25 protein-coding genes are annotated in these 25,975 nt (G+C 70.1%); 12 read left to right on the top strand and 13 right to left on the bottom strand.

All coding sequences use genetic code 11. The annotated features are described in order from the left end of the window. Positions 1–19: 19 nt before the first annotated feature. The 5 genes from D8M34_RS07390 to D8M34_RS07370 form a co-directional block, all read right to left on the bottom strand. Positions 20–1,303 (bottom strand): ABC transporter permease, encoded by a 1,284-nt coding sequence (locus D8M34_RS07390; protein ID WP_082758340.1) that lies wholly within the window; start codon positions 1,301–1,303, stop codon positions 20–22. Next, a complete protein-coding gene (locus D8M34_RS07385) occupies positions 1,303–2,610 on the bottom strand; it encodes an ABC transporter permease (RefSeq protein WP_025105662.1) in 1,308 nt (435 codons plus the stop codon). Before D8M34_RS07385 ends, D8M34_RS07390 begins: the two co-directional genes overlap by 1 nt. Continuing rightward, positions 2,607–4,121: an ABC transporter ATP-binding protein gene (locus D8M34_RS07380; RefSeq protein WP_062764749.1), complete on the bottom strand. Its 1,515-nt coding sequence runs from the start codon at positions 4,119–4,121 to the stop codon at positions 2,607–2,609. Before D8M34_RS07380 ends, D8M34_RS07385 begins: the two co-directional genes overlap by 4 nt. Positions 4,122–4,226: 105 nt before the next feature. Then, on the bottom strand, positions 4,227–5,345 hold the full coding sequence (locus tag D8M34_RS07375) for a BMP family lipoprotein (RefSeq protein ID WP_025105660.1): 1,119 nt from the start codon (positions 5,343–5,345) through the stop codon (positions 4,227–4,229). 147 nt (positions 5,346–5,492) lie between these two features. Then, entirely contained in the window at positions 5,493–6,608 is a 1,116-nt protein-coding gene (locus D8M34_RS07370; protein ID WP_025105659.1) for a mannose-1-phosphate guanylyltransferase, read from the bottom strand. 165 nt (positions 6,609–6,773) lie between these two features. On the opposite strand from D8M34_RS07370, the gene sdhC reads away from it, so the two are divergent. The 6 genes from sdhC (at position 6,774) to D8M34_RS07340 (ending at position 12,458) form a co-directional block, all read left to right on the top strand. Beyond that, positions 6,774–7,208: a succinate dehydrogenase, cytochrome b556 subunit gene (gene sdhC / locus D8M34_RS07365; RefSeq protein WP_082758508.1), complete on the top strand. Its 435-nt coding sequence runs from the start codon at positions 6,774–6,776 to the stop codon at positions 7,206–7,208. Further along, positions 7,208–7,648, top strand: a complete 441-nt coding sequence (locus tag D8M34_RS07360; protein ID WP_025105657.1) for a succinate dehydrogenase hydrophobic membrane anchor subunit — start codon at positions 7,208–7,210, stop codon at positions 7,646–7,648. Before sdhC ends, D8M34_RS07360 begins: the two co-directional genes overlap by 1 nt. A gap of 19 nt (positions 7,649–7,667) precedes the next feature. After that, positions 7,668–9,494, top strand: coding sequence for a succinate dehydrogenase flavoprotein subunit (gene sdhA / locus D8M34_RS07355; RefSeq protein ID WP_126893605.1), 1,827 nt, complete (start codon positions 7,668–7,670; stop codon positions 9,492–9,494). 2 nt (positions 9,495–9,496) lie between these two features. Further along, a complete protein-coding gene (locus D8M34_RS07350; protein ID WP_025105655.1) occupies positions 9,497–10,264 on the top strand; it encodes a succinate dehydrogenase iron-sulfur subunit in 768 nt (255 codons plus the stop codon). A gap of 139 nt (positions 10,265–10,403) precedes the next feature. Continuing rightward, positions 10,404–11,609 carry a YihY/virulence factor BrkB family protein gene (locus D8M34_RS07345; protein WP_126893604.1) on the top strand — a complete coding sequence of 402 codons (1,206 nt, stop codon included), beginning with the start codon at positions 10,404–10,406 and terminating at the stop codon, positions 11,607–11,609. Positions 11,610–11,618: 9 nt separating this feature from the next. Further along, positions 11,619–12,458 carry an exodeoxyribonuclease III gene (locus D8M34_RS07340; protein ID WP_126893603.1) on the top strand — a complete coding sequence of 280 codons (840 nt, stop codon included), beginning with the start codon at positions 11,619–11,621 and terminating at the stop codon, positions 12,456–12,458. On the opposite strand, the gene D8M34_RS07335 is transcribed toward D8M34_RS07340, so the two are convergent. Next, a complete protein-coding gene (locus D8M34_RS07335) occupies positions 12,452–13,117 on the bottom strand; it encodes a DUF4166 domain-containing protein (protein ID WP_238695615.1) in 666 nt (221 codons plus the stop codon). The genes D8M34_RS07340 and D8M34_RS07335 overlap by 7 nt on opposite strands. 62 nt (positions 13,118–13,179) lie before the next feature. Between D8M34_RS07335 and trpS the strand changes: the two genes are divergently transcribed. Then, positions 13,180–14,184: a tryptophan--tRNA ligase gene (gene trpS, locus D8M34_RS07330; RefSeq protein WP_025105651.1), complete on the top strand. Its 1,005-nt coding sequence runs from the start codon at positions 13,180–13,182 to the stop codon at positions 14,182–14,184. 26 nt (positions 14,185–14,210) lie between these two features. Then, on the top strand, positions 14,211–14,843 hold the full coding sequence (locus tag D8M34_RS07325) for a hypothetical protein (protein ID WP_126893601.1): 633 nt from the start codon (positions 14,211–14,213) through the stop codon (positions 14,841–14,843). A 21-nt stretch (positions 14,844–14,864) separates the two neighbouring features. Here D8M34_RS07325 and pth read toward each other — a convergent pair whose 3' ends face one another. Together pth and D8M34_RS07315 are read right to left on the bottom strand one after the other, a co-directional pair. Next, positions 14,865–15,446: an aminoacyl-tRNA hydrolase gene (gene pth, locus D8M34_RS07320; RefSeq protein ID WP_025105649.1), complete on the bottom strand. Its 582-nt coding sequence runs from the start codon at positions 15,444–15,446 to the stop codon at positions 14,865–14,867. A gap of 96 nt (positions 15,447–15,542) precedes the next feature. Further along, positions 15,543–16,160 (bottom strand): 50S ribosomal protein L25/general stress protein Ctc, encoded by a 618-nt coding sequence (locus tag D8M34_RS07315; protein ID WP_025105648.1) that lies wholly within the window; start codon positions 16,158–16,160, stop codon positions 15,543–15,545. Between the two features lie 224 nt (positions 16,161–16,384). Between D8M34_RS07315 and D8M34_RS19755 the strand changes: the two genes are divergently transcribed. After that, positions 16,385–16,510, top strand: coding sequence for a hypothetical protein (locus D8M34_RS19755; protein ID WP_255218687.1), 126 nt, complete (start codon positions 16,385–16,387; stop codon positions 16,508–16,510). Here D8M34_RS19755 and D8M34_RS07310 read toward each other — a convergent pair. Then, entirely contained in the window at positions 16,495–17,019 is a 525-nt protein-coding gene (locus D8M34_RS07310) for a gluconokinase (RefSeq protein WP_025105647.1), read from the bottom strand. The two genes, D8M34_RS19755 and D8M34_RS07310, sit on opposite strands and share 16 nt — an antisense overlap. Before the next feature lie 17 nt (positions 17,020–17,036). Then, positions 17,037–18,095: a D-2-hydroxyacid dehydrogenase gene (locus tag D8M34_RS07305; RefSeq protein ID WP_126893600.1), complete on the bottom strand. Its 1,059-nt coding sequence runs from the start codon at positions 18,093–18,095 to the stop codon at positions 17,037–17,039. Positions 18,096–18,258: 163 nt separating this feature from the next. Here D8M34_RS07305 and gndA point away from each other — a divergent pair, with 163 nt between their 5' ends. Then, on the top strand, positions 18,259–19,713 hold the full coding sequence (gene gndA, locus D8M34_RS07300; RefSeq protein ID WP_025105645.1) for an NADP-dependent phosphogluconate dehydrogenase: 1,455 nt from the start codon (positions 18,259–18,261) through the stop codon (positions 19,711–19,713). A gap of 51 nt (positions 19,714–19,764) precedes the next feature. Here the strand turns inward: gndA and D8M34_RS07295 are convergent, their stop codons facing one another. From D8M34_RS07295 to D8M34_RS07285, 3 genes are all read right to left on the bottom strand, one after another. Beyond that, a complete protein-coding gene (locus D8M34_RS07295) occupies positions 19,765–21,015 on the bottom strand; it encodes an FAD-binding oxidoreductase (protein ID WP_126893599.1) in 1,251 nt (416 codons plus the stop codon). Positions 21,016–21,091: 76 nt separating this feature from the next. Further along, entirely contained in the window at positions 21,092–21,811 is a 720-nt protein-coding gene (locus tag D8M34_RS07290; protein WP_174235374.1) for an ABC transporter ATP-binding protein, read from the bottom strand. A gap of 47 nt (positions 21,812–21,858) precedes the next feature. Next, positions 21,859–23,325 (bottom strand): ABC transporter permease, encoded by a 1,467-nt coding sequence (locus D8M34_RS07285; RefSeq protein WP_126893598.1) that lies wholly within the window; start codon positions 23,323–23,325, stop codon positions 21,859–21,861. A gap of 164 nt (positions 23,326–23,489) precedes the next feature. On the opposite strand from D8M34_RS07285, the gene D8M34_RS07280 reads away from it, so the two are divergent. Next, positions 23,490–24,218, top strand: coding sequence for a response regulator transcription factor (locus D8M34_RS07280; RefSeq protein ID WP_025105641.1), 729 nt, complete (start codon positions 23,490–23,492; stop codon positions 24,216–24,218). Between the two features lie 26 nt (positions 24,219–24,244). Continuing rightward, positions 24,245–25,735 carry a sensor histidine kinase gene (locus tag D8M34_RS07275; protein ID WP_126893597.1) on the top strand — a complete coding sequence of 497 codons (1,491 nt, stop codon included), beginning with the start codon at positions 24,245–24,247 and terminating at the stop codon, positions 25,733–25,735. Positions 25,736–25,975 lie beyond the last annotated feature (240 nt).

Genomic DNA, 25,975 nt, shown 5'->3' with positions numbered 1-25,975 from the left:
TCCTTCTTCCCTGCGGGTTCTACGACTTGATGTACGGCTTGCCGCTGGCGGCAGGACCCCGGATCTGTCCGGCGAACCCGGCGACCGCGAGCAGCGTGACCACGTACGGCAGCATGAGCATGAACTCGCCGGGGATCGGCGTCTTCAGGATCGAGAGCAGGTTCTGCAGGTTCGTCGCGAATCCGAAGAGCAGGGCGGCGAGCGTCGCGCGGATCGGGTCCCAGCGTCCGAAGATCACCGCGGCGAGGGCGATGAAGCCGAGCCCGGCCGTCATCTCCTTGCCGAACTGCGGGACCGAGACGAGGGTGAAGTACGCGCCGCCGATGCCGGCGATCGCGCCCGCGAGCAGCACGTTCCAGAACCGCGTCGGGTTGACCCGGATGCCGACCGTGTCGGCCGCCTGCGGGTGCTCGCCCACGGCGCGGAGGCGCAGGCCCCACTTGGTGCGGTACAGGCCCCACGCGACGACGGCCACGGTGATGAACATGAGGTACACGATGAAGGTCTGGTTGAAGAGCACCGGACCGATGATCGGGATGTCGCTCAGCACCGGGATCTCGATGCGGGAGAAGCGCACCGGGGTGTTCAGTTCGGCCTCGTTCGGGGCGAGGAGCGCGCCGTAGAGGAAGCCCGTGAGGCCGGTGACGAGGACGTTGAGGACGACACCGACGATGACCTGCTCGACGAGGTACTTGATCGCGAACGCCGCCAGCACGCTCGCGACGAGAACGCCGCCGATCATGGCGCCGATGAGGCCCACGAAGGCGTTGCCGGTGATGCTGGACAGGAGCGCCGCCGAGAACGCGCCGAGGAGCAGCTGCCCCTCGATGGCCACGTTGACGACACCGGCCCGCTCGCCGATGACACCGCCGAGCGCGCCGAACACGAGCGGCACCGACAGCGACACCGCACCGAAGAGGAGGCTCGTGACGGGGACCAGGCCCCCGGCCGCGGCCCAGACGAGGAACGCGAAGACGGCGAGCACGCCATAGGCGACGATGAGCCAGATCGACGGCGCACGGTACGTCCATGCCCGGAGGAAGGCCCCGACCGTGAGGACGACGAGCACGGCGAAGACCACCCAGAAGGTCGGCGCGGTGGGCAGCCCCACGTCGGGGAGCTCGAAGGCCGACGTGCGGTCCCCGAGGCGGAAGGTGCTGGTGCCGCTGCGCGGCACGGCGAGGAAGAGCACCGCCAGCAGCGCGGTGACGACCGCGAGGCTGATCGGCGCCTTGAGGTGGCGCTCCCGGACGGTGGCGAGCTGCACCGTGCCGTCGGCGGCTTCGGTCTGCACGAGCGACATCATGCCGTCACCGCCTTCTTCGCGGCCTTGGCTCTCGCCTTGGCCGCCTTCTCTGCGTCGGACTTGGGGAGGAAGAACACCGTGCGCAGCAGCGGCGGCGCGGCGATGAACAGCACGACGAGCGACTGCACGACGAGCACGATGTCGACGGGGATGTCCTGCGCCTGCATCGAGAACGAGCCCGCTTTGAGGGCACCGAACAGGATTCCGGCCGCGAAGGTCCCCCAGGCGCGGCTGCGCCCGAGGAGGGCGACCGTGATGGCGTCGAAGCCGATGCCGGCGTCGATGGTCTCGGTGACGCCGGTGGTGACGGCGCCCTGGAGCTGGTTCATCCCGGCGAGGCCGGCGAGGGCGCCCGCGAAGAGCATCGCGTAGACGTAGACGCGCTTGACGCTGATGCCCGCGGCGCGAGCGGCGTGCGGGTTCTCCCCCACCGCGCGCATGCGCATGCCCAGCGAGGAGCGCTCGATGAGCCACCACACGAACACCGTCGCGATGACCACGATGACGAAGCCGAGATCCAGCAGCGGGAACTGCGGGCCGAGCAGGGTCGGGAACTGCGCGCTCTCCGGCGTGGCCGAGCCGAGCGCCTGGTTGGTCCCCGGCTTCTGCAGGAGCCCGGGCGTGCGGATCATCCACAGCAGCAGGTAGTACGCGATGTAGTTGAGCATGATCGTGAGGATCACCTCGTGCGCGCCCGTGCGTGCCTTGATGAGACCGGCGATGCCGCCCCAGAGCGCCCCGCCGGCGATACCGGCCAGCAGCGTGACGGGGAGGTGGAACCAGATCGGCAGGTCGAGGTTGAAGGTCAGCAGGGCCGCGATCGCGACGCCGACGAGCATCTGACCGCGGGCGCCGATGTTGAACAGACCGACGCGGAAGGCGAGCGCGACGCCCAGACCGGCGGCGATCAGCGGAGCCGCGAAGCCCAGCGTGTTCGTCAGCGGACGGATCTGCGCGGCGAAGTCGGCGCCGCGGGCGTTGAAGATCGCTCCGCGGAACAGCGCCTCGTAGCCGTTGTAGACCGCGTTCCAGGCCGCGACGAACGTGTCGCTCGGCTTGGCGAAGAAGTACCCGGAGGCCTTCTGCACGTCTTCGTTGGTGAAGGCGATGAGGATGCCGCCGACGATGAGCGCGAGGACGATCGCCAGGATCGTCGTGACGGCGCTGCCGCGGAGGATCTCCTTGAGGACGACGTTGCCGCGCGGAGGCGGGGGTACCTCGTCCGCGAGGCCCGTGCTGGGCGGGAGCTGCTCGGGAGGCAGCCCCTTCGTGACGTCTCCTGCACCGGGTGTCGCGCCGCTCACGCGGTCACCTCCGCATCGGCCGCTCCGGCCATCATGAGTCCGAGTGTCTCCCGGGGCGTGTCACCGGGGACGATGCCGACGATGGTGCCGCGGTACATGACCGCGATCCGGTCGGCGAGGGCGGCGACCTCGTCGAGCTCGGTAGAGACGACGATCACGGGGATGCCCGCGTCCCGCGTCTCGATGATGCGCTTGTGGATGAACTCGATCGAGCCCACGTCCACCCCGCGGGTCGGCTGCGCCGCGACGAAGAGCCGCAGTTCGCGGCTCATCTCGCGGGCGATCACGACCTTCTGCTGGTTGCCTCCGGAGAGAGTGCCCGCGGGAGTGTCCGGGCCCTGCGTGCGGATGTCGTACTCCGCGATGCGCTCCTTGGCGAAGTCCTCCAGGGCGCCGCGGCGCAGCGTCCCGGCCCGGCTGAACGCGGGATCGTCTGAGCGGTCGAGGATGAGGTTCTCGGCGACCGAGAATCCGGCGACGAGGCCGTCCTCGGTGCGGTCCTCCGGGACGAACCCGACGCCGGCGTCGAGGATGCCGCGGACGCTCTTGCCCACGAGCTCGGTGCCGTCGAGGATGACGTTCCCCTCGACGCGTGCGGCGAGGCCCACGATGGCCTCGACGAGCTCGGTCTGGCCGTTGCCCTGCACACCGGCGACGGCGAGGACCTCGCCGGGTCGCACGGTGAAGTCGACGTCGTCGACGACGATCGCTCCGGTGGCGGTGAGTACGCGGAGGTTGCGGACCTCCAGGCCGCCCTCGCCCAGCCGCGGAGCCTCCTTGTGCACGGTCAGCTCGACCGCGCGGCCGACCATCAGCGAGGCCAGTTCGGCGTTGGTGGCGGTCGGCGAGGCCTCCCCCACCACCCGACCGAGCCGGACGATCGTGATGCGGTCGGCGACCTCGCGCACCTCGCGCAGCTTGTGCGTGATGAAGACGATCGCGGTGCCCTCGTCTCGGAGCTGGCGCATGATGGCCATGAGCTCGTCGGTCTCCTGCGGCGTCAGCACCGCGGTCGGCTCGTCGAAGACGAGGACCTTGGCGTCGCGGGACAGCGCCTTGATGATCTCGACGCGCTGCTGCACACCCACCGGCAGGTCGCCGACGACGGCGTCCGGATCGATGTCGAACCCGAACCGCGCGGCGACCGCGCGCACGTGCTCGCGGGCCTTCGCGATGTCCAGCGTGCCGAGGCCCTTGGTCTGCTCGTGCCCGAGCATGACGTTCTCGGCCACCGTGAACACCGGCACGAGCATGAAGTGCTGGTGCACCATGCCGATGCCGGCGGCCATCGCGTCGCCCGGGCCGCGGAAGTGCTGCACGACGTCGTCGAGGAGGATCTCGCCCTCGTCGGCCTGATACAGGCCGTAGAGCACGTTCATCAGCGTCGACTTGCCTGCGCCGTTCTCGCCGAGGAGAGCGTGGATCTGACCGGGTTCGACCACGAGATCGATGTGGTCGTTCGCCACGAGGCTGCCGAATCGCTTGGTGATGCCGCGAAGTTCGAGCTTCATATCTGCACCTTATCCAGAAGAGTCACCGAGGAGAATCGTCGCCGCCCACAGTGCGGGGCGAGTGGCAGCCTGCGCCACTCGCCCCGTGCTGGGTACGGCTCCGACTCAGCGGGTGGGAGAGTTCTCGGACTCCACCGTGATGTCACCGGAGATGATCTGCTCCTGCAGAGCGGACAGCTCGTCCGTCAGGCCCTCGGGCAGGTCTGCCTCGAAGTCGCCGAAGCCGGAGAGCTTGACGCCCTCGTTCTCGAGCGTGCCGATGTAGGGCTCCGGGTCGAACTCGCCGGCGGCGGCCGCGAGCGTCGCGTCGCGGACGGCCACGTCGATGGCCTTCATGATCGAGACGAGCGTGATGTCGGCGACGCTGGGGTCAGCGACGGCGAGGTCGCTGTCGACACCGAGCATCAGCGTGTCCTTGCCGCTGTCGTTGATCGCCGCTGCGGCGCTCTGGTAGACCGGGCCGCCGACGGGGAGGATGACGTCGACACCCTGGTCGAGCACGCCCTGGGCGGTCTGCTTGGCCGTGTCGTTGGCGTCGAAGCCACCCGTGAAGGAGCCCTTCTGGGTCTCGGCGTCCCATCCGAAGACCTGGACGTCGGCCGACTTGTCCTCGTTGTACTTCTCGACGCCGAGCTGGTAGCCGTCCATGAAGACCGCGACCGACGGGATCTGCATGCCGCCGAAGGTGCCGACCTTGTTCACGCCGGCCTCCGCGGACCAGGCGGCCGCCGCGTAGCCACCGAGGTAGGCGGCCTGGGCGGTGTCGAAGACGAGGGGCTTGATGTTCGGCGCGTCGGTGGTGCCGTCGAAGTCGTTGTCGGCCCAGTCGTCGATGATCGCGTAGTCGATGTCGGGGTTCGCGAGCGCGGACTCGACCGTGGCGGCGGACAGCTTGAAGCCGACCGAGACGATGAGCGAGCAGCCCTCGGAGACGGCGGTCTCGAGGTTCGGCGCGTAGTCGTTGTCGTTCGCGGACTCGAACTCCAGCGGCTTGATGCCGAGCTCGTCGGCGGCGCTGTCCATGCCCTCCTTGGCCGACTGGTTGAACGACTTGTCGTTCCAGCCGCCGGCGTCGGAGATGAGGCAGGGCTTGAAGTCGGAGTCGACGGGGGCGGATCCGCCCTCGGACTCGTCGGTCGGCGCCTGACCGCAGCCGGCAAGAGCGAAGACGACACCGGCGGCGACCGTCGCGCCGAGCAGCTTCTTGGTGGTGGAGATGGTCACGGATGCCTCCCTCAACGAACCCGCGGCCATCGCGGATCGATCAAAGTTACCTAGTGTTTCGACGTTCGTGCACGTCGGCCCCGGGCGGCCGGGCCAATGGTTACAAAGCTGAAATCAACCCTGCCGATGAGCACGGACCGATGCTCATCAGAGCACGTCGCCCTGTCCGTTGAGTTTCAACGACTCCACCACGCCCTTCACCCGCTGCGCGTTCTCGACCGTCGTGACCAGGAGCGCGTCGGGGGTGTCGACCACGACGATGTCCTGCACGCCGACGAGGCTGATCACGCGGCTGGTCTGGCTGACGAGGATGCCGCTGGCCGCGTCGGTGAGCACCCGGGCGCGGGGTCCGAGGACGGCGAGGTCGTTCTTGCGGCCGTTCGTGATGAGCTTCGTCAGTGACGCGAAGTCCCCCACGTCATCCCAGTCGAAGTGCCCGGGGACCACGGCGAGGCGCCCGCGCCGCGCCGCCGGCTCCGCGACGGCGTAGTCGATCGCGATCTTCTTCAACCGCGGCCAGATGCGGTCGACGGCCGGCCCGCGGAGCTCCCGGTCGTCCCAGGCCTCGGCGAGCTCGAGCAGACCGGCGTGCAGAGCAGGCTCGTTGGCCGCGAGCTCGTCCAGCAGGACGCTCGCCTTCGCGATGAACATGCCCGCGTTCCACAGATAGGTGCGCTCGGCGAGGTAGGCCTTGGCCGTCTCCAGATCCGGCTTCTCGACGAAGCTCTCGACGAGGGCCGCCTCCCTGGCGCGCTCGACGACCAGCTCCGGCCCCTTCTTGATGTAGCCGAAGCCGACCGCCGGCTCGGTCGGCGCGATGCCGATCGTGCAGATGTAGCCCTCCCTCGCGACCTCGACGGCGTCGCGGACGGCGAACTCGAAGACCCGCGTGCCCCGGATGACGTGGTCGGCGCTGAACGAGCCGATGATGACGTCCGGGTTGCGCCGGTGCAGCACGGCCGCCGCCAGCCCGATCGCCGCCGCGGACTCGCGGGGCTCGGATTCCAGGAAGACGTTGAGGTCGGCGATCCCCGGCAGCTCCGCCTCCACCGCCGCCCGGTGCGCGCGCCCGGTGACCACCGCGATCCGGTCCGGACCGGCGAGCGGCTCCAGACGGTCCCACGTGTCGCGCAGCAGCGAATGCCCGGACCCGGTGAGATCGTGCAGGAACTTCGGGGCGTCCGCCCGGGACAGCGGCCACAGCCGACTGCCGATGCCGCCGGCAGGGATGACCGCGTAGAAGTCTTCGATCGGCTCGCTCATGCAGGCCAGCGTAGCGGCGGGCCCGACTTAGGCTCCCCTTCGTCGCCCGGGGCGTCCGCGCGGGAATAGGATGGACACCGATCGGGCGTGCCTGACCCTCCTCCAGGCCAGATGTGGACGAAGCAGCGCACGCGACCGAAACACATCGATCCAGGGAGGACGACCGTGTCCACAAGCGCTCGCTTGACACCGTCGATTTCGGAAACCACGTCCAAGACCCCCCGCGGCACCCTCTACCGGGGTCGCGAAGGCATGTGGTCGTGGGTGCTTCACCGCATCACCGGAGTCGCCATCTTCTTCTTCCTGTTGGTGCACGTGCTCGACACGGCGCTGATCAGGGTGTCGCCGGAGGCGTACGACGCGGTCATCGGCACATACAAGAACCCGGTCATGGCGATCGGCGAGGTCGTCCTCGTGGCGGGCATCGTCTTCCACGCCATGAACGGCCTGCGCATCATCGCCGTCGACTTCTGGTCGAAGGGCGCCAAGTACCAGCGCCAGCTGTTCTGGGGCGTGCTGCTCGTGTGGGGCATCATCATGGCCGGCTTCGTCCCGCGCCACCTGATGCTCGCGTTCGCCGGCTTCGGAGGAGGACACTGATGACCGCCCAGACCGTCGCCGCCCCCGCCCGTCGCCAGCGCGGCGTCAACCTCGAGAAGTGGGGCTGGGTCTTCATGCGCGTCTCGGGCGTCGTGCTCGTCGTGCTGATCTTCGGCCACCTCTTCGTCAACCTCATGGTCGGCGAAGGCATCCACGCCCTCGACTTCGCCTTCATCGCCGGCAAGTTCGCCACGCCGTTCTGGCAGTGGTGGGACGTGCTGATGCTCTGGCTCGCACTCATCCACGGTGCCAACGGCATGCGGACGATCGTGAACGACTACGTGACCAACCCGACCGCGCGCAAGGCGCTCGTCTGGGCCCTCGGCCTGGCCGCGGGCCTGCTCATCCTCCTCGGCACCCTGGTCGTCTTCACGTTCGACCCGTGCCTGGGTGTGACCGAGTCGAGCACGCTGTGGGAGACCTGCCAGGCGCAGGGCTAGAAGAAGAGGCAAACGAGAAGTGACTACCCAGACGCAGGATTCCGTCGTCCGTGACGGCGTGCACTACCACCAGTTCGACATCGTCATCGTGGGCGCCGGCGGCGCCGGCATGCGGGCGGCCATCGAGGCCGGCCCCGGCGCGAAGACGGCCGTGATCTCCAAGCTGTACCCGACGCGCTCGCACACCGGTGCCGCGCAGGGCGGTATGGCGGCGGCCCTCGCGAACGTCGAGGAGGACTCCTGGGAGTGGCACACCTTCGACACCGTGAAGGGCGGCGACTACCTCGTCGACCAGGACGCGGCGGAGATCCTCGCGAAGGAGGCCATCGACGCGGTCATCGACCTCGAGAACATGGGCCTCCCCTTCAACCGCACCCCCGAGGGCAAGATCGACCAGCGCCGCTTCGGCGGCCACACGGCCGAGCACGGCAAGACCCCGGTCCGCCGCGCCTGCTACGCCGCCGACCGCACCGGTCACATGATCCTGCAGACGCTGTTCCAGAACTGCGTCAAGCTCGGCATCAACTTCTTCAACGAGTTCTACGTGCTCGACCTCATCACCGTGAAGGACGCGGCGGGCGCGACGCAGATCGCCGGCGTGGTGGCCTACGACCTCGCCACGGGCGAGCTGCACGTCTTCCAGTCCAAGGCCGTGATCTTCGCGACCGGCGGCTTCGGCAAGATCTTCAAGACGACCTCCAACGCGCACACCCTCACAGGCGACGGCGTCGGCATCGTCTGGCGCAAGGGCCTCCCCCTCGAGGACCTCGAGTTCTTCCAGTTCCACCCGACCGGCCTCGCCGGCCTCGGCATCCTCCTCACCGAGGGCGCCCGCGGCGAGGGTGCGATCCTGCGCAACGCCTCGGGTGAGCGCTTCATGGAGCGGTACGCCCCGACGATCAAGGACCTGGCGCCCCGAGACATCGTCGCGCGCTGCATGGTTCAGGAGGTCGCGGAAGGCCGCGGCGCCGGTCCCCACAAGGACTACGTGCTGCTGGACTGCACGCACCTGGGCGCCGAGGTGCTGGAGACCAAGCTCCCCGACATCACCGAGTTCGCCCGCACCTACCTGGGCGTCGACCCGGTCGTCGAGCCGGTCCCCGTCATGCCGACCGCGCACTACGCCATGGGCGGCATCCCCACGAACAACAACGGCGAGGTGCTCGCGGACAACGACACCGTCGTCCCCGGCCTCTACGCGGCCGGCGAGTGCGCCTGCGTCTCGGTGCACGGCGCCAACCGCCTCGGCACGAACTCGCTGCTCGACATCAACGTGTTCGGCAAGCGGTCCGGCCGCAACGCCGTCGAGTACGTCAAGACGGCCGAATTCGTCCCGCTGCCGGAGAACCCCGCCGGGTTCGTCTCCGACATGCTCGAGGGCCTGCGCAACAACCAGGGCACCGAGCGGATCGCGATCCTCCGCAAGACGCTGCAGGACGAGATGGACAAGGGCGCGCAGGTGTTCCGCACGCACGAGTCGCTGCAGCACGTCCTCGGCGTGATCGCGGAGCTCCGTGAGCGCTACAAGAACGTGCACGTCGACGACAAGGGCCACCGGTTCAACACCGACCTGCTCGAGGCCGTCGAACTGGGCTTCCTGCTCGACATCGCCGAGGTCGTCGTCTACGCCGCACAGAACCGCGAGGAGAGCCGCGGGGGACACATGCGCGACGACTTCCCGAAGCGTGACGACGAGAACTACATGAAGCACACCATGGCGTACCTCACGGGCGACCCGCACTCCTCCGACCCGAGCGACCACATCAAGCTCGACTGGAAGCCGGTCGTCTTCACCAAGAACGACAAGGGCGAGTTGAACTACCCGCCGATGGAGAGGAAGTACTGAGCATGTCGAACGCCATCGCCGAAGCGCCGGCCGAGACGACCGAAGACACCGGGATCCAGTCCTTCATCGTCACCTTCAACATCCGCCGGTTCGACCCCGAGGTCGACGCCGAGCCGCACTGGGTCGACTACGACGTGGAGCTCTACTCCACCGACCGCGTGCTCGACGCCCTGCACAAGATCAAGTGGGAGGTCGACGGCTCGCTGACCTTCCGCCGCTCCTGCGCCCACGGCATCTGCGGTTCCGACGCCATGCGCATCAACGGCCGCAACCGCCTGGCCTGCAAGACGCTGATCAAGGACCTCGACATCTCGAAGCCGATCTACGTCGAGGCCATCAAGGGCCTGCCGCTGGAGAAGGACCTCGTCGTCGACATGGAGCCGTTCTTCGCGTCGTACCGCGAGGTGCAGCCGTTCCTCGTCGCGAACTCCGTGCCGGAGAAGGGCAAGGAGCGCACCCAGTCCATCGCCGACCGCGAGATCTTCGACGACACCACCAAGTGCATCCTCTGCGCCGCGTGCACCTCGTCGTGCCCCGTGTTCTGGACCGACGGCCAGTACTTCGGTCCGGCCGCGATCGTCAACGCGCACCGCTTCATCTTCGACTCGCGCGACGACAACGCCGCGGTGCGTCTCGACATCCTCAACGACAAGGAGGGCGTCTGGCGCTGCCGCACGACCTTCAACTGCTCCGAGGCGTGCCCCCGCGGCATCGAGGTCACCAAGGCCATCGCCGAGGTCAAGCAGGCAGTCCTCCGCGGGCGTCCCTGACGCGCCGGCACAGGCAACCACGCGAGAACAGGCGGTCCCGGACGGGGCCGCCTGTTCTCGCGTCTGCGCCTGTTCTCGCTGAGGCAGGCCGGGCGCGCGAGGGCGGGTCCCGCGCTTGGGTGTTGGGTAGGGTGGGGGCGTGTCCGAGCCCGGTTCAGCGACCGACGGTCGCCTCGATGCCGCGGTCGAGCGCGCGACCGCGCTGACCCGGCGCACCCTCGGCCTCTTCCCGGTGCGGGTGTGGCGGCACTTCCTGCAGCACAACGGCTTCCTGCTCGCCGCCGGGGTGAGCTATCAGGCGCTGTTCGCCATCTTCGCCGCGATCTACCTCGCGTTCGCCATCGCGGGCCTCTGGCTCGGCGGCAGTGAGGAGGCGGTGAACGGCCTCATCGACATCATCAACAACTACATCCCGAACCTCATCCTCGACGAGGGCGGCGTCTTCACTCCCGCGCAGGTGCAGGAGATCGCCTCGAACACCAGCGGGTTCCTCGGAATCACCGGTCTCATCGCCCTCGGCACGGTGATCTGGACCGCGATCGGGTGGGTGACCTTCTCGCGGCGGGCCGTGCGCGACATCTTCGGCCTCGAGCCCGACCGCCGCAGCTACCTCCTCCTCAAGGCGCGCGACCTGCTCGCCGCCCTGATCTTCGGCGTCGCGCTCATCGTCGGCTCTGCCCTCAGCTCCGCCAGCGCCGCGGTCCTCAGCTGGGTGCTGTCGCTGCTGGGCTGGGATGCCGGCTCCGACGGAGTCAACATCAGCATCCGGATCGGCACCGTCCTGGTGTCGTTCGTCCTGCTGACGGGAGCGCTGGCGGCGATGGTGCGCTTCCTCACCGGCACCTCGCTGCACTGGAGCACGATCTGGCCGGGAGCCCTCCTCGGCGGCGCGGCCATGACGGTGCTGCAGTTCGGGGTCGGGTTCCTGCTGAGCTACACGCCGTCGAACCCGCTGCTGGCGACCTTCGCGATCTTCGTCGGACTGCTGCTGTGGTTCCGGGTGAACGGGGTGGTCATGCTCGTCGCCGCCTCGTGGATCGCCGTCGCCGCCCAGGACCGCGACCTCCCGCTCCTGCTGCCGACCGAGGCCGAGCGGCGGGTGGCGGAGCACGCCACGCTGCTCTCCGCGGCACGGATCCGACTGCGCGACGCCCGCGCCGCGCGCGACGAGGCCCCGTGGTACCAGAGCTGGGCGGCCGGGCACGCCGTCCGCGCGGCGGAGGACGAGGTCGCACGGCTGGAGGCCTCCGCTCCCCCGCCCGCACCCCCGACCTCCCCTCTCGCGCAGCGCCTGCTCTCCGAGCTCGATCACCGTCAGAACCGCGATGTCGGCGGTGCTCGTTAGGCTGGAGGAATGCCTCACCTGCGTATCGCCTCGGTCAATGTCAACGGGATCCGGGCGGCCGCCCGCAACGGGATGAGCACGTGGCTGGACGCCGCGGACATCGACATCCTCACCCTTCAGGAGGTGCGCGGGCAGGACGAGCACGTCGAGGCCGCCCTCCCCGGCTGGAGCTTCGTGCACGACGAGGCCACGGCCAAGGGGCGCGCGGGCGTCGCGATCGCCAGCCGCCTCCCCGCGCTTGCCTCCCGGGCGGACTTCGGCCCGGAGGACTTCGACTCCAAGGGACGCTGGATCGAGGCCGACTTCCTGATCGGCGACCGTCCGCTCACCGTCGTCAGCGCCTACGTGCACTCCGGCGAGGCCGACACCCCCAAGCAGGACGAGAAGTGGAAGTTCCTCGACGCGTTCGAGGCTCGACTGGCGAGCCTGAACACCGACGGCGCCCTCGCCCTCGTCACCGGCGACCTCAACGTGGGGCACCGCGAGCTCGACATCAAGAACTGGCGCGGCAACCGCACCAAGGCCGGCTTCCTGCCGCGCGAGCGCGCCTACTTCGATCGCTTCCTCGGTGAGGCCGGGACATCGGTCACCGGCGTCGACGGCTCGGTCGGCACGGGCCTGGGCTGGGTCGACGTCGGACGTCGCTTCCACGGCGAGGTGGACGGGCCGTACACCTGGTGGTCGATGCGCGGGAAGGCCTTCGACAACGACTCGGGATGGCGCATCGACTACCACCTGGCCACGCCCGCTCTCGCCGAGCGCGTGCAGGCGTACCACGTGGCCCGTGCGGCCGCGTACGACCAGCGCTGGAGCGACCACGCGCCGGTCGTCGTCGACTACACCTACTGACCCGGTTCCGGCCGCTCGGAGGGCGACGGATCCGACTCCCGGTACCATCCTCGGTACTCCAGCACGGTGCCGAGCATGGGGTTCACGGCGCGCATGTCGATCGTGCGCCGGCGGTGCTCGGCGTCCCAGCCGTCGACGAGGTCCACGCGCACGCCGAGCGGTCCGGGCAGAGCGAACCGCCGCCCGAACAGCCGCAAGGCGACCCGGACGGTACGCATCCGCAGGAAGCCCTCCGCCGTCACACTGCACTCCTCGATGAGCTCCACGCGGCCACGGGCGCCGAGGAGATTCCGCACCAGCCCCGGTCGCACGCTCACCGTCAGCCGGTCCACGATCCGTGCCGTCCGACCCGGGAAGAGGAACTCGCGGGTGGAGTCGAGCGTCGCGCGGCCGGACGCCGCGCGCCCGGTCGTCGTGCGCAGCACGAACGGCACGTCCCGCCCCGACGTCGGCACCAGCAGCCCCGGTCCCACGATCGGACGCGCGAGGGCCGCCCAGCGGCCGAACCGGCTCCCCGCGACCGCGAACACGCCCTCCGCGTGCCCCGCCGAGACGGGAGCACGGTACTGCGCGAGGATCTCCGGGTGGAGGCGCTCCGCCTCCGCGCCCAGGGCGTCGAGGAACACCTGTCCGCGTCTCAGGGGCATGCCGTCCGTCATGACGTCAGCGTAGGGGATGCGACGGCGCCGGGCACCGCGGCGCGGGCGCATAGGATTGACGGGTGAACAAGCCTCGCCTCTACTCCGGAATGCAGCCCTCCGCCGACTCCCTCCAGATCGGCAACTACATCGGCGCGCTCCTGCAGTGGCGGGAGCTCCAGACCTCGTATGACGCGTTCTTCTCCGTCGTCGACCTGCACGCCCTCACGGTCGCCCAGAACCCGGCCGAGCTGCGCGAGAAGACCCGCCGGACCGCCGCGCAGTACATCGCCGCGGGCATCGAGCCGTCGCAGTCGACGCTGTACGTGCAGTCGCACGTCCGTGCGCACGCCGAGCTCGCCTGGATCCTCAGCACGATCACCGGCTTCGGCGAGGCCGGACGGATGACCCAGTTCAAGGACAAGTCGGCCCGCTACGGCGCTGATGCGACCAGCGTCGGCCTCTTCACCTACCCGGTGCTCATGGCCGCCGACATCCTGCTGTACCAGACCGATGTCGTGCCGGTCGGAGACGACCAGAAGCAGCACGTCGAGCTCACCCGCGACCTCGCGGAGCGCTTCAACTCGCGGTTCGGCGAGACCTTCACGGTGCCCGTCCCGGTCATCCAGAAGGAGACGGCGCGCATCTACGACCTGCAGAACCCGACGGCCAAGATGTCGAAGTCGGCCGAGAGCGACGCCGGTGTGCTGTGGATGCTCGACGACCCGGCGAAGTCGGCGAAGAAGATCATGCGCGCGGTGACCGACAACGAGGGCACCGTGCGGTTCGATCGCGAGGCCAAGCCGGGCGTCTCGAACCTGCTCACCATCTACGCCGCGCTGACCGGACGCCAGATCCCCGCGATCGAGGACGAGTACGCGGGCCGCGGATACGGCGACTTCAAGAAGGGCCTCGCCGAGGTCGTCGTGGAGGAGTTCGCTCCGGTGCGCAGCCGTGCCCTCGAGCTCCTCGACGACCCGGCGGAGCTGGACCGGATCCTCGCCGAGAACGCCGCCCGCGCCGACGCCGTGGCCGATCGCACGCTGTCCGACGTGTACGACCGCGTCGGACTGCTGCGCCGGGTGTGAGCCGCGGCCGACCCTAGGATGGCATCGTGACCGACCCGCAGCTGCCCCCTCCGCCCGGCGCCGTGCCGCCCCTACCCCCGGCGACCTCGGTCCCGCAGGAGCCGGTATCCGGTGCGGTCCCGCCGCCCGCGTATCCGTCGACACCGCCGGCCGCTCCGGCACCGTACCCGCCCGCGTATCCGCCGGCACCCCCTGCCGCGCCTCCCGGCGCGTATCAGGTGCCTGTGGGCGGCTACGCGGCACCGTCCGGCTCGTACACCGCACCGGATGCCGCGCCGAAGCCCTCGGGGTTCCTCGGCCTGATCGCTCTCGGCCTCTCGATCCTCGCGGCCGTCGTCATGCCGATCATCGGCGGCGTCAGCGCCTTCGAGGTCGGCCGCCGCATCCCGCAGGGCGTCAGCGGCTCCACGAGCGATCTCGGGTTCCTGTCCCCCGCGCGGGACCAGGTGCTGTGGACGGAGCTGTCCTTCTGGGCCGGCACGGTGTTCGGCATCGCCGCGATCGTGCTCGGCATCATCGCGATCCGCCGGAAGCGGGGGCGCGGAGCGGGCATCGCCGCGCTCATCGTCGCCGTCCTCGGCGCGATCATCTTCTTCGTCGCCGTCTTCACCGCTTTCGCCGTCGGCGGGGCGGCGGGGTACGCCACCTTCACCACCTGACGCGCGGCGCGCGCCGGAACCTCAGCGGGGGGCGTGGTGCTTCTGCTGTGCGGCAAGAAGTCCTTCGTCGACGAGGAGCTCGACGGCGTCGGCCGCGTCGCCCACGAGCAGGGGCAGGTTCGCGCGCTCGTCCTTGCCGAACGGGGAGAGCACCCAGTCGGCCGGGTCCTGACGCCCCACCGGGCGACCGATGCCCACGCGCACCCGGGGGAAGTCCGGGCTCGTGAGCGCTCGCGCGATGTCGCGGACGCCGTTGTGCCCGCCGTGGCCTCCCCCGGTCTTGAGCTTGACCGTGTCGAACGGGATGTCCAGCTCGTCGTGCACGACGACCACGTGATCGAGGGGGACGGAGTAGAACCGGGCGAGCGCCGCGACGGGCGTGCCCGAGACGTTCATGAACGTGTTCGGCTTCGCGAGCACGAGCTTGTCGGCGCCGGGGCGGAGCCAGGTCTCCACGACCCGCGCGCCCCCCTTGTGCTCCCGGAAGCTCTCGCCGCGGCGGGCTGCGAGCTCGTCGACGACCATCTGGCCGATGTTGTGGCGGGTCGCTTCGTAGCGGGGTCCGGGGTTGCCGAGACCGACCACGAGCCAGGTCGCTGCCATTCCTCGTCCTCTCTCGCCGGAGCCGTCGCCCCGGTCAGGATACGACGGAGGGGACGCGATCCGATCGCGTCCCCTCCGTGATGAAGCAGGCGGAGATCACTCCGCGGCGGCCTCCTCGGACGCCTCGGCGGCACCCTCGGCGGACTCGCCCTCGGTCTCCTCGTCCTCGACCGGAGCGGCCGGGACGGAGATGGCGACCACGAGGACCTCGGCGTCGGTGAGGAGCGTCGAGCCCTTCGGGAGGGTGACGTCGGCGGCGGTGATGTGCGCGCCCTCCTCGAGACCCTCGACCGAGACCTCGATGTTCTCGGGAATGTGCGTGGCCTCGGCCTCGACCTGGATGGTCGTGGCGTCGAGGTTGACGATGGTGCCGGGGGCCGGCTCGCCGGTCACGACGACGGGGACGTCGATGGCGACCTTCTCGCCCTTCTTCACGACCAGGAGGTCGATGTGCTCGATGATCTGGTGCACCGGGTCCTTCTGCACGTCCTTGACGAGGGCGAGCTGCGAGGTGCCCTCGATGTCGAGGTCGAGCAGCGCGTTGGCGCGGCGGATGATCAGGGAGACCTGGTGACCCGGCAGCGCGACGTGCACGGGCTCGGTGCCGTGGCCGTAGATGACCGCGGGGATCTTGCCGGCGGCGCGCAGACGACGGGCGAAGCCCTTGCCGAAGCTGCTGCGCAGCTCGGCGTGGACCGTGGTGTCTTCAGACATGAGGTTCTCCTTCGGGCACGCAGCGAAGGCGCCGCGCGGTGGTCTTGGAATTGTGGACTCGAACGCGGACGCGTGAGGAAAGCCACCGGGCTTGCTTCGCCGCGTCGATCACGGACGTCCGCGCACGCGCAGAAGCGTCCCTCGCCGAGGTACGACTCCATGGTACCGGATGACCCGATAGGCTGAGGACACCGGTCCCCTCTGCAGAAATTCGGAGTACCTCCATGCTCGACGCCGCGTTCCTCTCTCACGTCCTCCTCTGGGTGATCGGCGCCATGTCGCTGTGCGCCGCCGTCGCGACCGGCGCCGCCCTGTTCTCCCTCGGCCGCTCGGGCTACCGCAAGGACTGAGCGTCCCCCGGCGCTCTCGTGATCGCGATGAGCGCCTTCCGGATCGCCGCCACCTCGCGCCTCAGCGGAAGCGCGGCATCGACGCGGAGCCCGACCTCGTCGTCCCGCAGCGGTTCCCACTCGTCGAGCTGGGAACCGAGCAGCGAGGCCGGCATGAAGTGATCGGGCCGATCGCCCAGCCGTCGTGCGAGCGTCTCCCGTGCCACGCCGAGCTCGACGAAGACGGCGTCCGGTGCCTCCGCCCTGATGGCATCCCGGTAGTGCCGGCGCAGCGCCGAACAGGCGACGACGATGCGCGTCTCGGCGGCGAGCGTCCGTCCGACCACGCGGAGCCACGGCATCCGGTCGTCGTCGTCGAGAGGGATGCCCGCCGCCATCTTCTCGACGTTGGTGAGCGGATGCAGGTCGTCCCCGTCCACGAAGCGCGCCCCGAGCTCCTCGGCCAGCGCCGCGCCCACCGTCGACTTCCCGGAGCCGCTGGGCCCCATCACGACGATGCGCACGCTCATGCCCGTCGCCTCCCGGCTCAGTAGAACTCGACCGTGTCGACCACTGCACGCAGCTCCCGGCCGTCGAGCAGCCGGGTGGCGTTCTCGGCGAACCTCCGTGCGATGCGCTCCTCCTCCTTCGAGCTCAGAGCCGCCGTGTGCGGGCTGACGAGGACGCGGGGGTGTGTCCAGAGCGGCGAGTCGGCGGGCAGCGGCTCCTGCTCGAAGACGTCCAGCCCGGCGAAGCCGACGCGGCCGTCATCGAGCGCGGCGAGAAGCGCCGTCTCGTCGACGACGCTGCCGCGCCCGACGTTGGTGAGGATGGCCCCGGGCTTCACGGCCCGGAGGACCTCCTCTCCGATGAGGTGCCTGGTCTGCTCCGTGCCCGGCAGCGTGACGACGATCGCGTCGACCTCGCCCACCGCGTCCACGAGCTCGTCGGGCGCGATGAGACGGTCGACGCCCTCGACCGCGCGGCCGGAGCGGCTGGTTCCCCACACCCGGGCGCCGAGCGCGTGGAAACGGCGGGCGCACTCCGCGCCGATCCCGCCGAGTCCGACGACGAGCACGGTCATCTCGTCGACCTGACGCATCTCCCAGCGGTCGGGCCAGGTGCGCTTCCGCTGGTCGTCGAGCAGCCGCGGGAGGCCCTTCGCCCCGGCGAGCACCGCGAAGAGGGCGAACTCGGCCAGCGTTCCGCCGTGGACGCCCGCGCTGGTGGTGAAGACGATGCGGTCGAGGTCGGCGCGGTCGAGTCCCGCCGCCTTGACAGTACTGCCGCCCCCGGCCGCCGTGGTCATGACCCAGCGCAGTCCCGGATTGGCGGATACCGTCCGCGCCAGCGCCTGCGGGTCGACATCGGGGATGCCGAAGAGCACGTCCGCAGAGTCGACGAGATCGTCGAACGCGCGCTGCTGTTCCGGGGTCCGGCTGAACTCCGGGTCTCCCGACCAGTCGGCAGGGCCGCGCATAGGAGGCACGAGCGCCGCATCGTGGACGACCTCGAGACGCGGCTCGAGCTCTTCGATGAGCCCGCACAGCTCCTCCGCCAACGGCACCGCGACGACGGCGCGGACCTTCTTCTCGGACTCCGTCACGACCGACTCCCTCCAGCTCCTGTGCTCTCCTCAGCGTAGAGGTCCCGAGCGTCCCGGCCGCCCGGCACCGCGGACGATGACCGGGTCGCGTCACGGGTGCGCCTCGATCCGCCCTACAGCGATACGCTGAACTCAACCCTTCTTCACGATCGAGGAGCCTTCCGTGCCCGAAGCATCAGCGAACATCGGAGTCGTCGGACTCGCCGTCATGGGGTCGAACCTCGCCCGCAACCTCGCGAGCCGCGAGGGCAACACCGTGGCGATCTTCAACCGCAGCTACGAGAAGACGCAGACCCTCCTCGACGAGCATCCCGAGGCGGGCTTCATCCCGGCGAAGACCTACCAGGAGTTCGCCGATTCGCTGCAGAAGCCGCGTACCGCCATCATCATGGTCAAGGCCGGAGCTCCGACCGACGCCGTGATCGACTCCCTCGTCGAGGTCTTCGAGCCGGGCGACATCATCGTCGACGGCGGCAACGCCTACTTCCCGGACACCATCCGCCGCGAAAAGGCCGTCCGCGAGACCGGCATCAACTTCGTCGGCGCCGGCATCTCCGGCGGCGAGGAGGGGGCCCTCACCGGTCCCTCGATCATGCCGGGCGGCTCCGACGAGTCCTGGGTCACGCTCGGGCCCATCCTGAAGTCCATCGCCGCGGTCGCCGAGGGCGAGCCCTGCGTGACGCACGTCGGACACGACGGCGCCGGCCACTTCGTCAAGATGGTGCACAACGGCATCGAGTACGCCGACATGCAGCTCATCGCCGAGGCGTACGACCTCATCCGGCGTGGCACCGGCAAGACGCCCGCGGAGATCGCCGAGATCTTCGCCGAGTGGAACCGCGGGGAGCTGGAGTCGTACCTCATCGAGATCACCGCCGAGGTGCTGCGGCAGGTCGACGCGTCCACCGGCAAGCCGCTCGTCGACGTCATCCTGGACCAGGCCGGCGCGAAGGGCACCGGCGCCTGGACCGTGCAGACCGCGCTCTCCCTGGGCGTGCCGGTCTCGGGTATCGCCGAGGCGACCTTCGCCCGCTCCCTCTCCTCGCACCCCGAGCAGCGCGCGGTCGCCGCCGCGCTTCCCGGCCCGGACGAGGAGTTCACGGTCCCGGCCGACGAGGTCGACGCGTTCGTCGAGGACGTCCGCCTGGCGCTCTACGCCTCCAAGATCGTCGCCTACTCGCAGGGCTTCGACGAGATCCGCGCCGGTGCCGCCGAGTACGGCTGGAACATCGATCTCGGTGCGATCTCCAAGATCTGGCGCGGCGGCTGCATCATCCGTGCACAGTTCCTGAACCGGATCGCGGACGCCTACGCCGAGACCCCCGACCTGCCGGTGCTGATGACGGCTCCGTACTTCGCCGAGGCGCTCACCCGCGGCCAGGCGGCATGGCGCCGCGTGGTGGTCACGGCGGCGCAGTCCGGCATCCCGGCTCCCGCCTTCTCGTCGTCGCTGTCGTACTACGACGGCATCCGCGCCGACCGCCTCCCGGCCGCTCTCGTGCAGGGCCAGCGCGACTTCTTCGGTGCGCACACCTACAAGCGCATCGACAAGGAGGGCACCTTCCACACGCTGTGGTCGGGCGACCGCTCCGAGATCGAGGCCGAAGACACGCACTGACCTCGGGTCTTCGAAGGGCCGGGCACCGCAGGGTGCCCGGCCCTTCGTGCGTCAGACGAGGATGTTGTGGTTGCGGCGGAACACGTTCTGCGGGTCCCACTGCGCCTTCACCGCCCGCAGACGCTCGTAGGCGTCGCCATCGTACATCCCGGACACCGCGTCCGGGCGCTCGCGGTCGACGAAGTTGCTGTACTCGGCGAGGCGGCCCCCGACGATCCGCTGCGCGTCGGCCGCGGCCTTCTCGCGCCCCTGCTCGTCGACCAGCCCGGGGACGTCGAAGGCACCGGCCATGACGAACCACGTCGCGGTGCGTGCCGGGAAGGCTGTCTCCTCCTGCGGCACGTCACTGAACGCCCCACCGAGGGACCGGAGGAACACGACCGAGGCGGGGTACTCCCGCCGATAGGCCACCAGGCGATCGATCGTCTCGTCGTCGAGATCGGCGACGAGACCGTTCCCGCCGAGGAACCCGGGAGGGGCGGGGGCCTCGCCGCCCTCGGGCTGCGGCATCTCCATCAGGATGCCCCGGTAGGCAGGCTCGGTGATCTCCGTCGTGACACCGTCGAGCGCGGTGATCGGCGCGAGTTCCACGCGCAGCGCCTCCGGGTCGGGCCCCGCCCACACGGCGGTCAGCCGGGCACCGGCCGGAGCACTCGGGTCCATGGGCGGCACGTCCATGTACGTGACGGTGAGCTCGCGCGGGGCGTCGCGGAGGAGTTCGCGCGCGGCCCGGAGCACGGCGGTCGCGTCGCCGTCGACGACGGACTCGGCCAGCGCGATCCCCGGCAGGCGATGCGCGTCGAAGTCGAAGCGGGTGACGATGCCGAAGTTGCCGCCACCGCCGCGCAGCGCCCAGAACAGGTCGGGATGCTGCGTGGCCGAGACCTCCACCACGTCTCCGCTCGCGGTGACGACCTGGGCGCCGACGAGCTGATCGACGGCGAGGCCCCAAGCGCGCACCATCCAGCCGATGCCGCCGCCGAGCGTGAGACCGCCGACACCGACGCTGGCCGTGTCGCCGGAGCTCAGGGCGAGGCCGTGGCCGGCGAGGGCTGTCGCGACATCGCCCCAGACCGCACCGCCGCCGATGCGCACGGCGGTGCCGTCGACCTCGATCGAGGAGAGCTCCCCGAGTTCGAGCCGCAGACCGGAAGCGGAGGCATGGGACCAGGGCCCATGGCCGCCGGAGACGACGGTCAGGGGGACCGCCTCCTGCGCGGCGGCGCGGACGAGCGCGGCGACCTCGGAGACGGTGGAGGGACGATGGACGGTGGGCTGAGCGGATTCGACGTGGTCGACCATGAGCACACGGTAGACCCGGGGTCGGACATCGCGGAAGAGGGGCGGCCCACCGTCCACCCCTCCCCCGCGCCGCCCGCTATCGGGTGATGTCCCTCACCGTCCCCTGCGTCAGACGCAGCCGTTTCGTCGCCCGCCGCGCCACCGCGGAGTCGTGCGTGACGACGACCATCGTGATGCCCTCCGCGCAGAGGCGTTCCAGCAGGTCGAGGATCTCGTCGCGCATCCTCTCGTCGAGGTTGCCCGTCGGCTCGTCCGCGAGCAGCACCCGGGGGCGTTTGACGATCGCCCGCGCGATCGCGACACGCTGCTGCTGTCCGCCGGACAGCTCCGCCGGACGATGGTCTCCGCGGTCCGCCAGGCCGACGTGGGCGAGAGCGGCGGCGACCCGGGTGCGTCGTTCCGCCGGGTCGATGCCGAGCGGCTCCAGGGCCATGTCGACGTTCTCCGCCGCCGTCAGCGTCGGGATCAGGTTGAACCCCTGGAAGACGAATCCGATCTCCTGCGCGCGGATCCGTCCCAGCTCCGACGGCGAGGCCGACGACAGTTCACGGCCGTCCAGCTGCAGCGTCCCTGAGGTCGGGGTGTCGAGCGCCCCCAGCAGCTGCAGCAGCGTCGACTTGCCCCCTCCGGTCGGCCCCTGGATCGTGACGAAGGCGCCGGGCATGATCTCCAGGTCGACGCCGGTGAGTGCCGTCACCGTCCGTCCCCTCCGCGTATAGGTGCGGGTGACGCCCGTCGCCCGGTACAGCGGGGTCGCCGCCGACGAGGCCGGAACGCGGGCCTCGGAATCCGTCATCGTGGTCATCTCGGTCTCCTTCTCTCCTATGTGGTTCGCGACGCCGCTCATGCGACGGACCGCAGGGCCTCGGCGGGGCTCAGTCGCGCCGCCCGCCAGCCTCCGAAGGCGCCGGCGACGAGCCCGCCCAGCACCGCGAGGCCCACGGCGGCGACGAGCACCCAGGGGGTCAGCGGTGCCTGCAGCACGATGTCGGTGGCGGTCTCCGCGCCCGGGGCCATGCCGCCGGGGCCACCGAAGCCGCCTCCTCCCTCCGGGCCTCCGCCGACGGCGGCGGAGCCGGCGGCCACGGTCGGCTGCGCGACGGTGATGATCAGGATCCCGGCGAGGCCGAGCACGAGACCTGCCGCTCCTCCGAGGAGTCCCTGCACCATCGACTCCCCGGCGACCTGGCGCACGACGCGGCCGTTCGACCACCCCATCGCCTTCAGGGTGCCGAACTCGCGGGTGCGGCGGCCGACACCGGAGAGGGTGAGGAGCACCGAGAGCAGCACGGCGACGGCGAGGACGATGATCGACAGCCAGGTGCCGAGGTTCGTGACGAGCGCCGTCGCGTTCGAGAGCGAGCCGGACACGGTCGCGGCGAGCTCGGACTGCGAGGAGACTGTGGCGTCGGGAAGCTCCTCCGCCAGGTCCGTCTGCACCTCGTCGATGGACGCCGCCGAATCCGCCTGCACGTACACCGTGGAGATCACGTCCTCCACCCCGGCCAGCTCCTGCGCGGTGTCGAGCGGGAGGTAGACATCCGCCGCGGTGTCTGCGGCATCCGACGCCGACGTGAGGAGGCCGACTACCTCGACGACGGAGCCCGCGACGTCCAGGGTGTCGCCGACGGCGATGTCCTCGCTCGCGGCGTACGTGCTGTCCACCAGCGCGACGAGCGCTCCGCTGTCATCGGTGTCCAGCCCACGCCCCTCGCCGATCGCGGCGGAGGCCAGCGGGCCGACCTCCGACGCGGACGGGTCGATGCCCAGGACGGTGAACGAGTCGATGCCGAAAGCACCGCCTCCACCCCCGCCGCCACCCTGCGGAGGAGCCTGGCCCTCCGCGGGCGCCTCGCCGCCCTCCGCACCGTCCTGCCCGCCGAAGCCGCCGCTCGGCAGCTCACCGGAGAAGGTCGAGTTCGTCAGGCTCAGCGCACCGGTCGCGGCGGCGACGCCGTCGGTACCGGCCACCGTGTCCAGCACCGCCGCATCGAGCGTCGTCCGGCCGAAGTCCGTGCGCAGGGTCGACTGCTCCAGGGTCGTGGTCTCGCCGTCGCTCTCCCCCGCGTCCTCGTCGAACTCGAACCGCGGCCCCGTCCCGTCGCCCGGTTCCGCGGCGGCACCCGTGACGGTGAGATCCGTCCCGACCCCGTACACCGCCGCGAGCGACTGCGCCTGGGCGTCGCGCACACCGGTCGTCAGGGCGTTCACCACGATCACGAGTCCGATCGCGACCGCCAGACCGATGGCCACGATCGCCGTCTGCTTCTTGCGGCCCGCGAGTTCGCGCCGCAGATATCGTCCGTACATGTCTCTCCTCCCGCCGCGACGATCGCGGCGCGGAACCGACGCTAGGGACGGCCGTTATGCGGATTCGAGGGACGGATGATGAGGGTTCTATGAGGCGGACATCTCCCAGAGAACCCATAGCCCGCTCCATAGAAATCACATAGGAAGTTCCGCAGAATAGAGGCATGACCAGCGACCTGCCCGAACTGCGCCGCCCCGACGGCTCCCCTCTGCGCATCCTCGCCGTGGACGACGAGCAGATGCTCACCGATCTGCTCGCGATGGCCCTGCGCATGGAGGGCTGGGAGGTGCGCACCGCCTCCTCCGGTCTCGAGGCGATCCAGGTCGCGAAGGAGTTCGAGCCGGACGCCCTCGTGCTCGACATCATGATGCCCGACCTCGACGGGATGGCCGTGCTCAAGCGTCTCCGCGAAGCGGGCAATCTCGTCCCCGTCCTGTTCCTGACGGCGAAGGATGCCGTGGGCGACCGCGTCGCCGGGCTCACCGCCGGGGGCGACGACTACGTGACCAAGCCCTTCAGCCTGGAGGAGGTGATCGCCCGGCTCCGCGCGATCATCCGGCGCACCGGACACGCCAGCGCCGACGACGGGCAGTCGATCCTCCGGGTCGCCGATCTCACGCTCAACGAGGACAGCCACGAGGTCGTCCGGGACGGCGTGGAGATCGAGCTGACCGCGACCGAGTTCGAACTGCTGCGCTACCTCATGCGCAACGAGCGCCGGGTGCTGTCCAAGGCGCAGATCCTGGACCGCGTCTGGAGCTACGACTTCGGCGGCAAGTCGTCGGTCGTGGAGCTCTACATCTCCTACCTCCGGAAGAAGATCGACGCCGGGCGCACGCCCCTCCTGCACACCGTGCGCGGCGTCGGCTACATGATCAAGGCCCCGCAGTGAGCGGAGCGACGGTGACGCGACGGCCCATGAGCCTGCAGACGCGGCTGATGACCGCGGTGATCGGGTTCGTGTCGCTGATCCTCGTCATCGTCGCCGTCATCACCAGCGCCACCCTCGGCAGCACGCTGGAGCGCCAGCTCGACGACGAGGTGAAAGGCTACGCGGTCACCATCCGGGACCAGTGGGTGTCGCGCTCCAACCCCTCGGAGGCGACAGCGGAGAACATCCTGTACGGCCGCGACGTCAAGGTGCCCGGCCTGCTGTTCTCCGTGGCCAGCCCGGTGGTGGGCCCGACGGGTCTCGTCTTCGACGACAACCGCGGCGACCTCACCAGTTCGTCCCAGACGCTCACGCCCGAGCAGTTGCAGAGGCTGTACGGAACGGTCGCACTCGGCACCCCTGCGACTGTCTCCTTCGACGGGCTCGGCTCGTATCGGATCTTCGCGACGACCGCGAGCAACGGCGTCGTCGTCGTCACCGGACTCCCGCGCGACGGAATCCAGAATCAGCTCACCCAGCTCCTCACCGTGATCCTGCTCGCGACGGCGGGCGGCCTGATCCTCCTCGCCCTGACGACGGCGGTCACGATCCGTGTCGGGCTGCGGCCGCTGCGGGCGGTTGCGGCGACAGCGACGAGGGTCGCCAATCAGCAGCTCGATCGCGGCGAGGTCAGCATCACCGAGCGCGTGCCGGCGAGCGAGGCCGATCCGCGGACGGAGACCGGGCTCGTCGGCGCCGCGCTGAACAAGCTCCTCGACCACGTGGACACGTCCCTCTCGGCGCGGCAGAAGAACGAGGAGCAGATGCGCCGGTTCGTCGCCGACGCGAGCCACGAGCTGCGCACGCCCCTGGCCTCGATCCGCGGTTACTCGGAGCTCTCGCTGCGGGCCCTGCGTCAAGCGCCGGAGGCGACGAAGGAAGACGCGGTCATCGAAGGCACGACCTCCTCGCTGGAGCGTATCCAGGCTCAGTCGCTGCGGATGACACGGCTCGTGGAGGACCTGCTGCTCCTCGCCCGTCTCGACGAGGGACGCGAACTCGTGTACGGCACGGTCGACCTCACCCAGCTCGCCCTCGAAGGCCTTTCGGATGCGCGACCGACCGCGGCCGATCACCACTGGAACATCGAGGTGCCGGACGAGCCGGTCACCGTCGTCGGGGATGCCGGGCGGCTGCATCAGGTCGTCGCGAACCTGCTGGCCAATGCCAGGACCCACACCCCCGCGGGGACCACGGTGACGCTGAGCGTGGCCCGGGAGGGCGACGAGGCCGTGCTCCGCGTGCATGACGACGGCCCGGGGATCGATCCCGCCCTCCGCGACGAGCTCTTCGCCCGTTTCGCCCGCGGGGACAGCTCCCGCGCCCGGCAGACCGGAGGGACCGGGCTCGGTCTCGCGATCGTCAAGGCCATCGTGGAGGGCCACCACGGCCGCATCTCGGTCGACAGCGAGCCCGGCGACACGACCTTCACGGTCCGGATCCCGATGACTCCTCCCGGCGAGACCCCCGACGCCTGACCCGGGGGTTCCTTCTACCCCGTTCAGCTGCACGACCGGAACCCGCCCGCACGACTGATCCGTTCCACACCCTCGTGCACCCGTCCCCCGGCCGTGCAGGTGGCCCCCGGTCGTGTACCCGTCCCCCGGCCGTGCACCCATCCCATCGGCACGGTCCGGGGGCGGATGCACGACGAGACCGGGGATTCCGTCGTGCGGGTGTCGCGGGGTCGTGCAGGTGTCGCAGCGTCCCCGGGCCGG

Source organism: Microbacterium sp. HSID17254, assembly GCF_003989315.1.
In the GTDB taxonomy this organism is placed as follows: domain Bacteria; phylum Actinomycetota; class Actinomycetes; order Actinomycetales; family Microbacteriaceae; genus Microbacterium.
The sequence above is the reverse complement of the archived record's forward strand: the minus strand, read 5'-3'. Positions and strand labels throughout refer to the sequence as shown.

Coding starts and splice junctions, on each gene's coding strand:
- D8M34_RS07390 (WP_082758340.1), bottom strand. CDS start 1,303: ATGTCGCTCGTGCAGACCGAAGCCGCCGACGGCACGGTGCAGCTCGCC.
- D8M34_RS07380 (WP_062764749.1), bottom strand. CDS start 4,121: ATGAAGCTCGAACTTCGCGGCATCACCAAGCGATTCGGCAGCCTCGTG.
- D8M34_RS07370 (WP_025105659.1), bottom strand. CDS start 6,608: ATGAGCGAGCCGATCGAAGACTTCTACGCGGTCATCCCTGCCGGCGGC.
- D8M34_RS07360 (WP_025105657.1), top strand. CDS start 7,208: ATGACCGCCCAGACCGTCGCCGCCCCCGCCCGTCGCCAGCGCGGCGTC.
- D8M34_RS07350 (WP_025105655.1), top strand. CDS start 9,497: ATGTCGAACGCCATCGCCGAAGCGCCGGCCGAGACGACCGAAGACACC.
- D8M34_RS07340 (WP_126893603.1), top strand. CDS start 11,619: ATGCCTCACCTGCGTATCGCCTCGGTCAATGTCAACGGGATCCGGGCG.
- D8M34_RS07335 (WP_238695615.1), bottom strand. CDS start 13,117: ATGACGGACGGCATGCCCCTGAGACGCGGACAGGTGTTCCTCGACGCC.
- pth (WP_025105649.1), bottom strand. CDS start 15,446: ATGGCAGCGACCTGGCTCGTGGTCGGTCTCGGCAACCCCGGACCCCGC.
- D8M34_RS07315 (WP_025105648.1), bottom strand. CDS start 16,160: ATGTCTGAAGACACCACGGTCCACGCCGAGCTGCGCAGCAGCTTCGGC.
- D8M34_RS19755 (WP_255218687.1), top strand. CDS start 16,385: ATGCTCGACGCCGCGTTCCTCTCTCACGTCCTCCTCTGGGTGATCGGC.
- D8M34_RS07310 (WP_025105647.1), bottom strand. CDS start 17,019: ATGAGCGTGCGCATCGTCGTGATGGGGCCCAGCGGCTCCGGGAAGTCG.
- D8M34_RS07295 (WP_126893599.1), bottom strand. CDS start 21,015: ATGGTCGACCACGTCGAATCCGCTCAGCCCACCGTCCATCGTCCCTCC.
- D8M34_RS07290 (WP_174235374.1), bottom strand. CDS start 21,811: ATGACGGATTCCGAGGCCCGCGTTCCGGCCTCGTCGGCGGCGACCCCG.
- D8M34_RS07285 (WP_126893598.1), bottom strand. CDS start 23,325: ATGTACGGACGATATCTGCGGCGCGAACTCGCGGGCCGCAAGAAGCAG.
- D8M34_RS07280 (WP_025105641.1), top strand. CDS start 23,490: ATGACCAGCGACCTGCCCGAACTGCGCCGCCCCGACGGCTCCCCTCTG.
- D8M34_RS07275 (WP_126893597.1), top strand. CDS start 24,245: ATGAGCCTGCAGACGCGGCTGATGACCGCGGTGATCGGGTTCGTGTCG.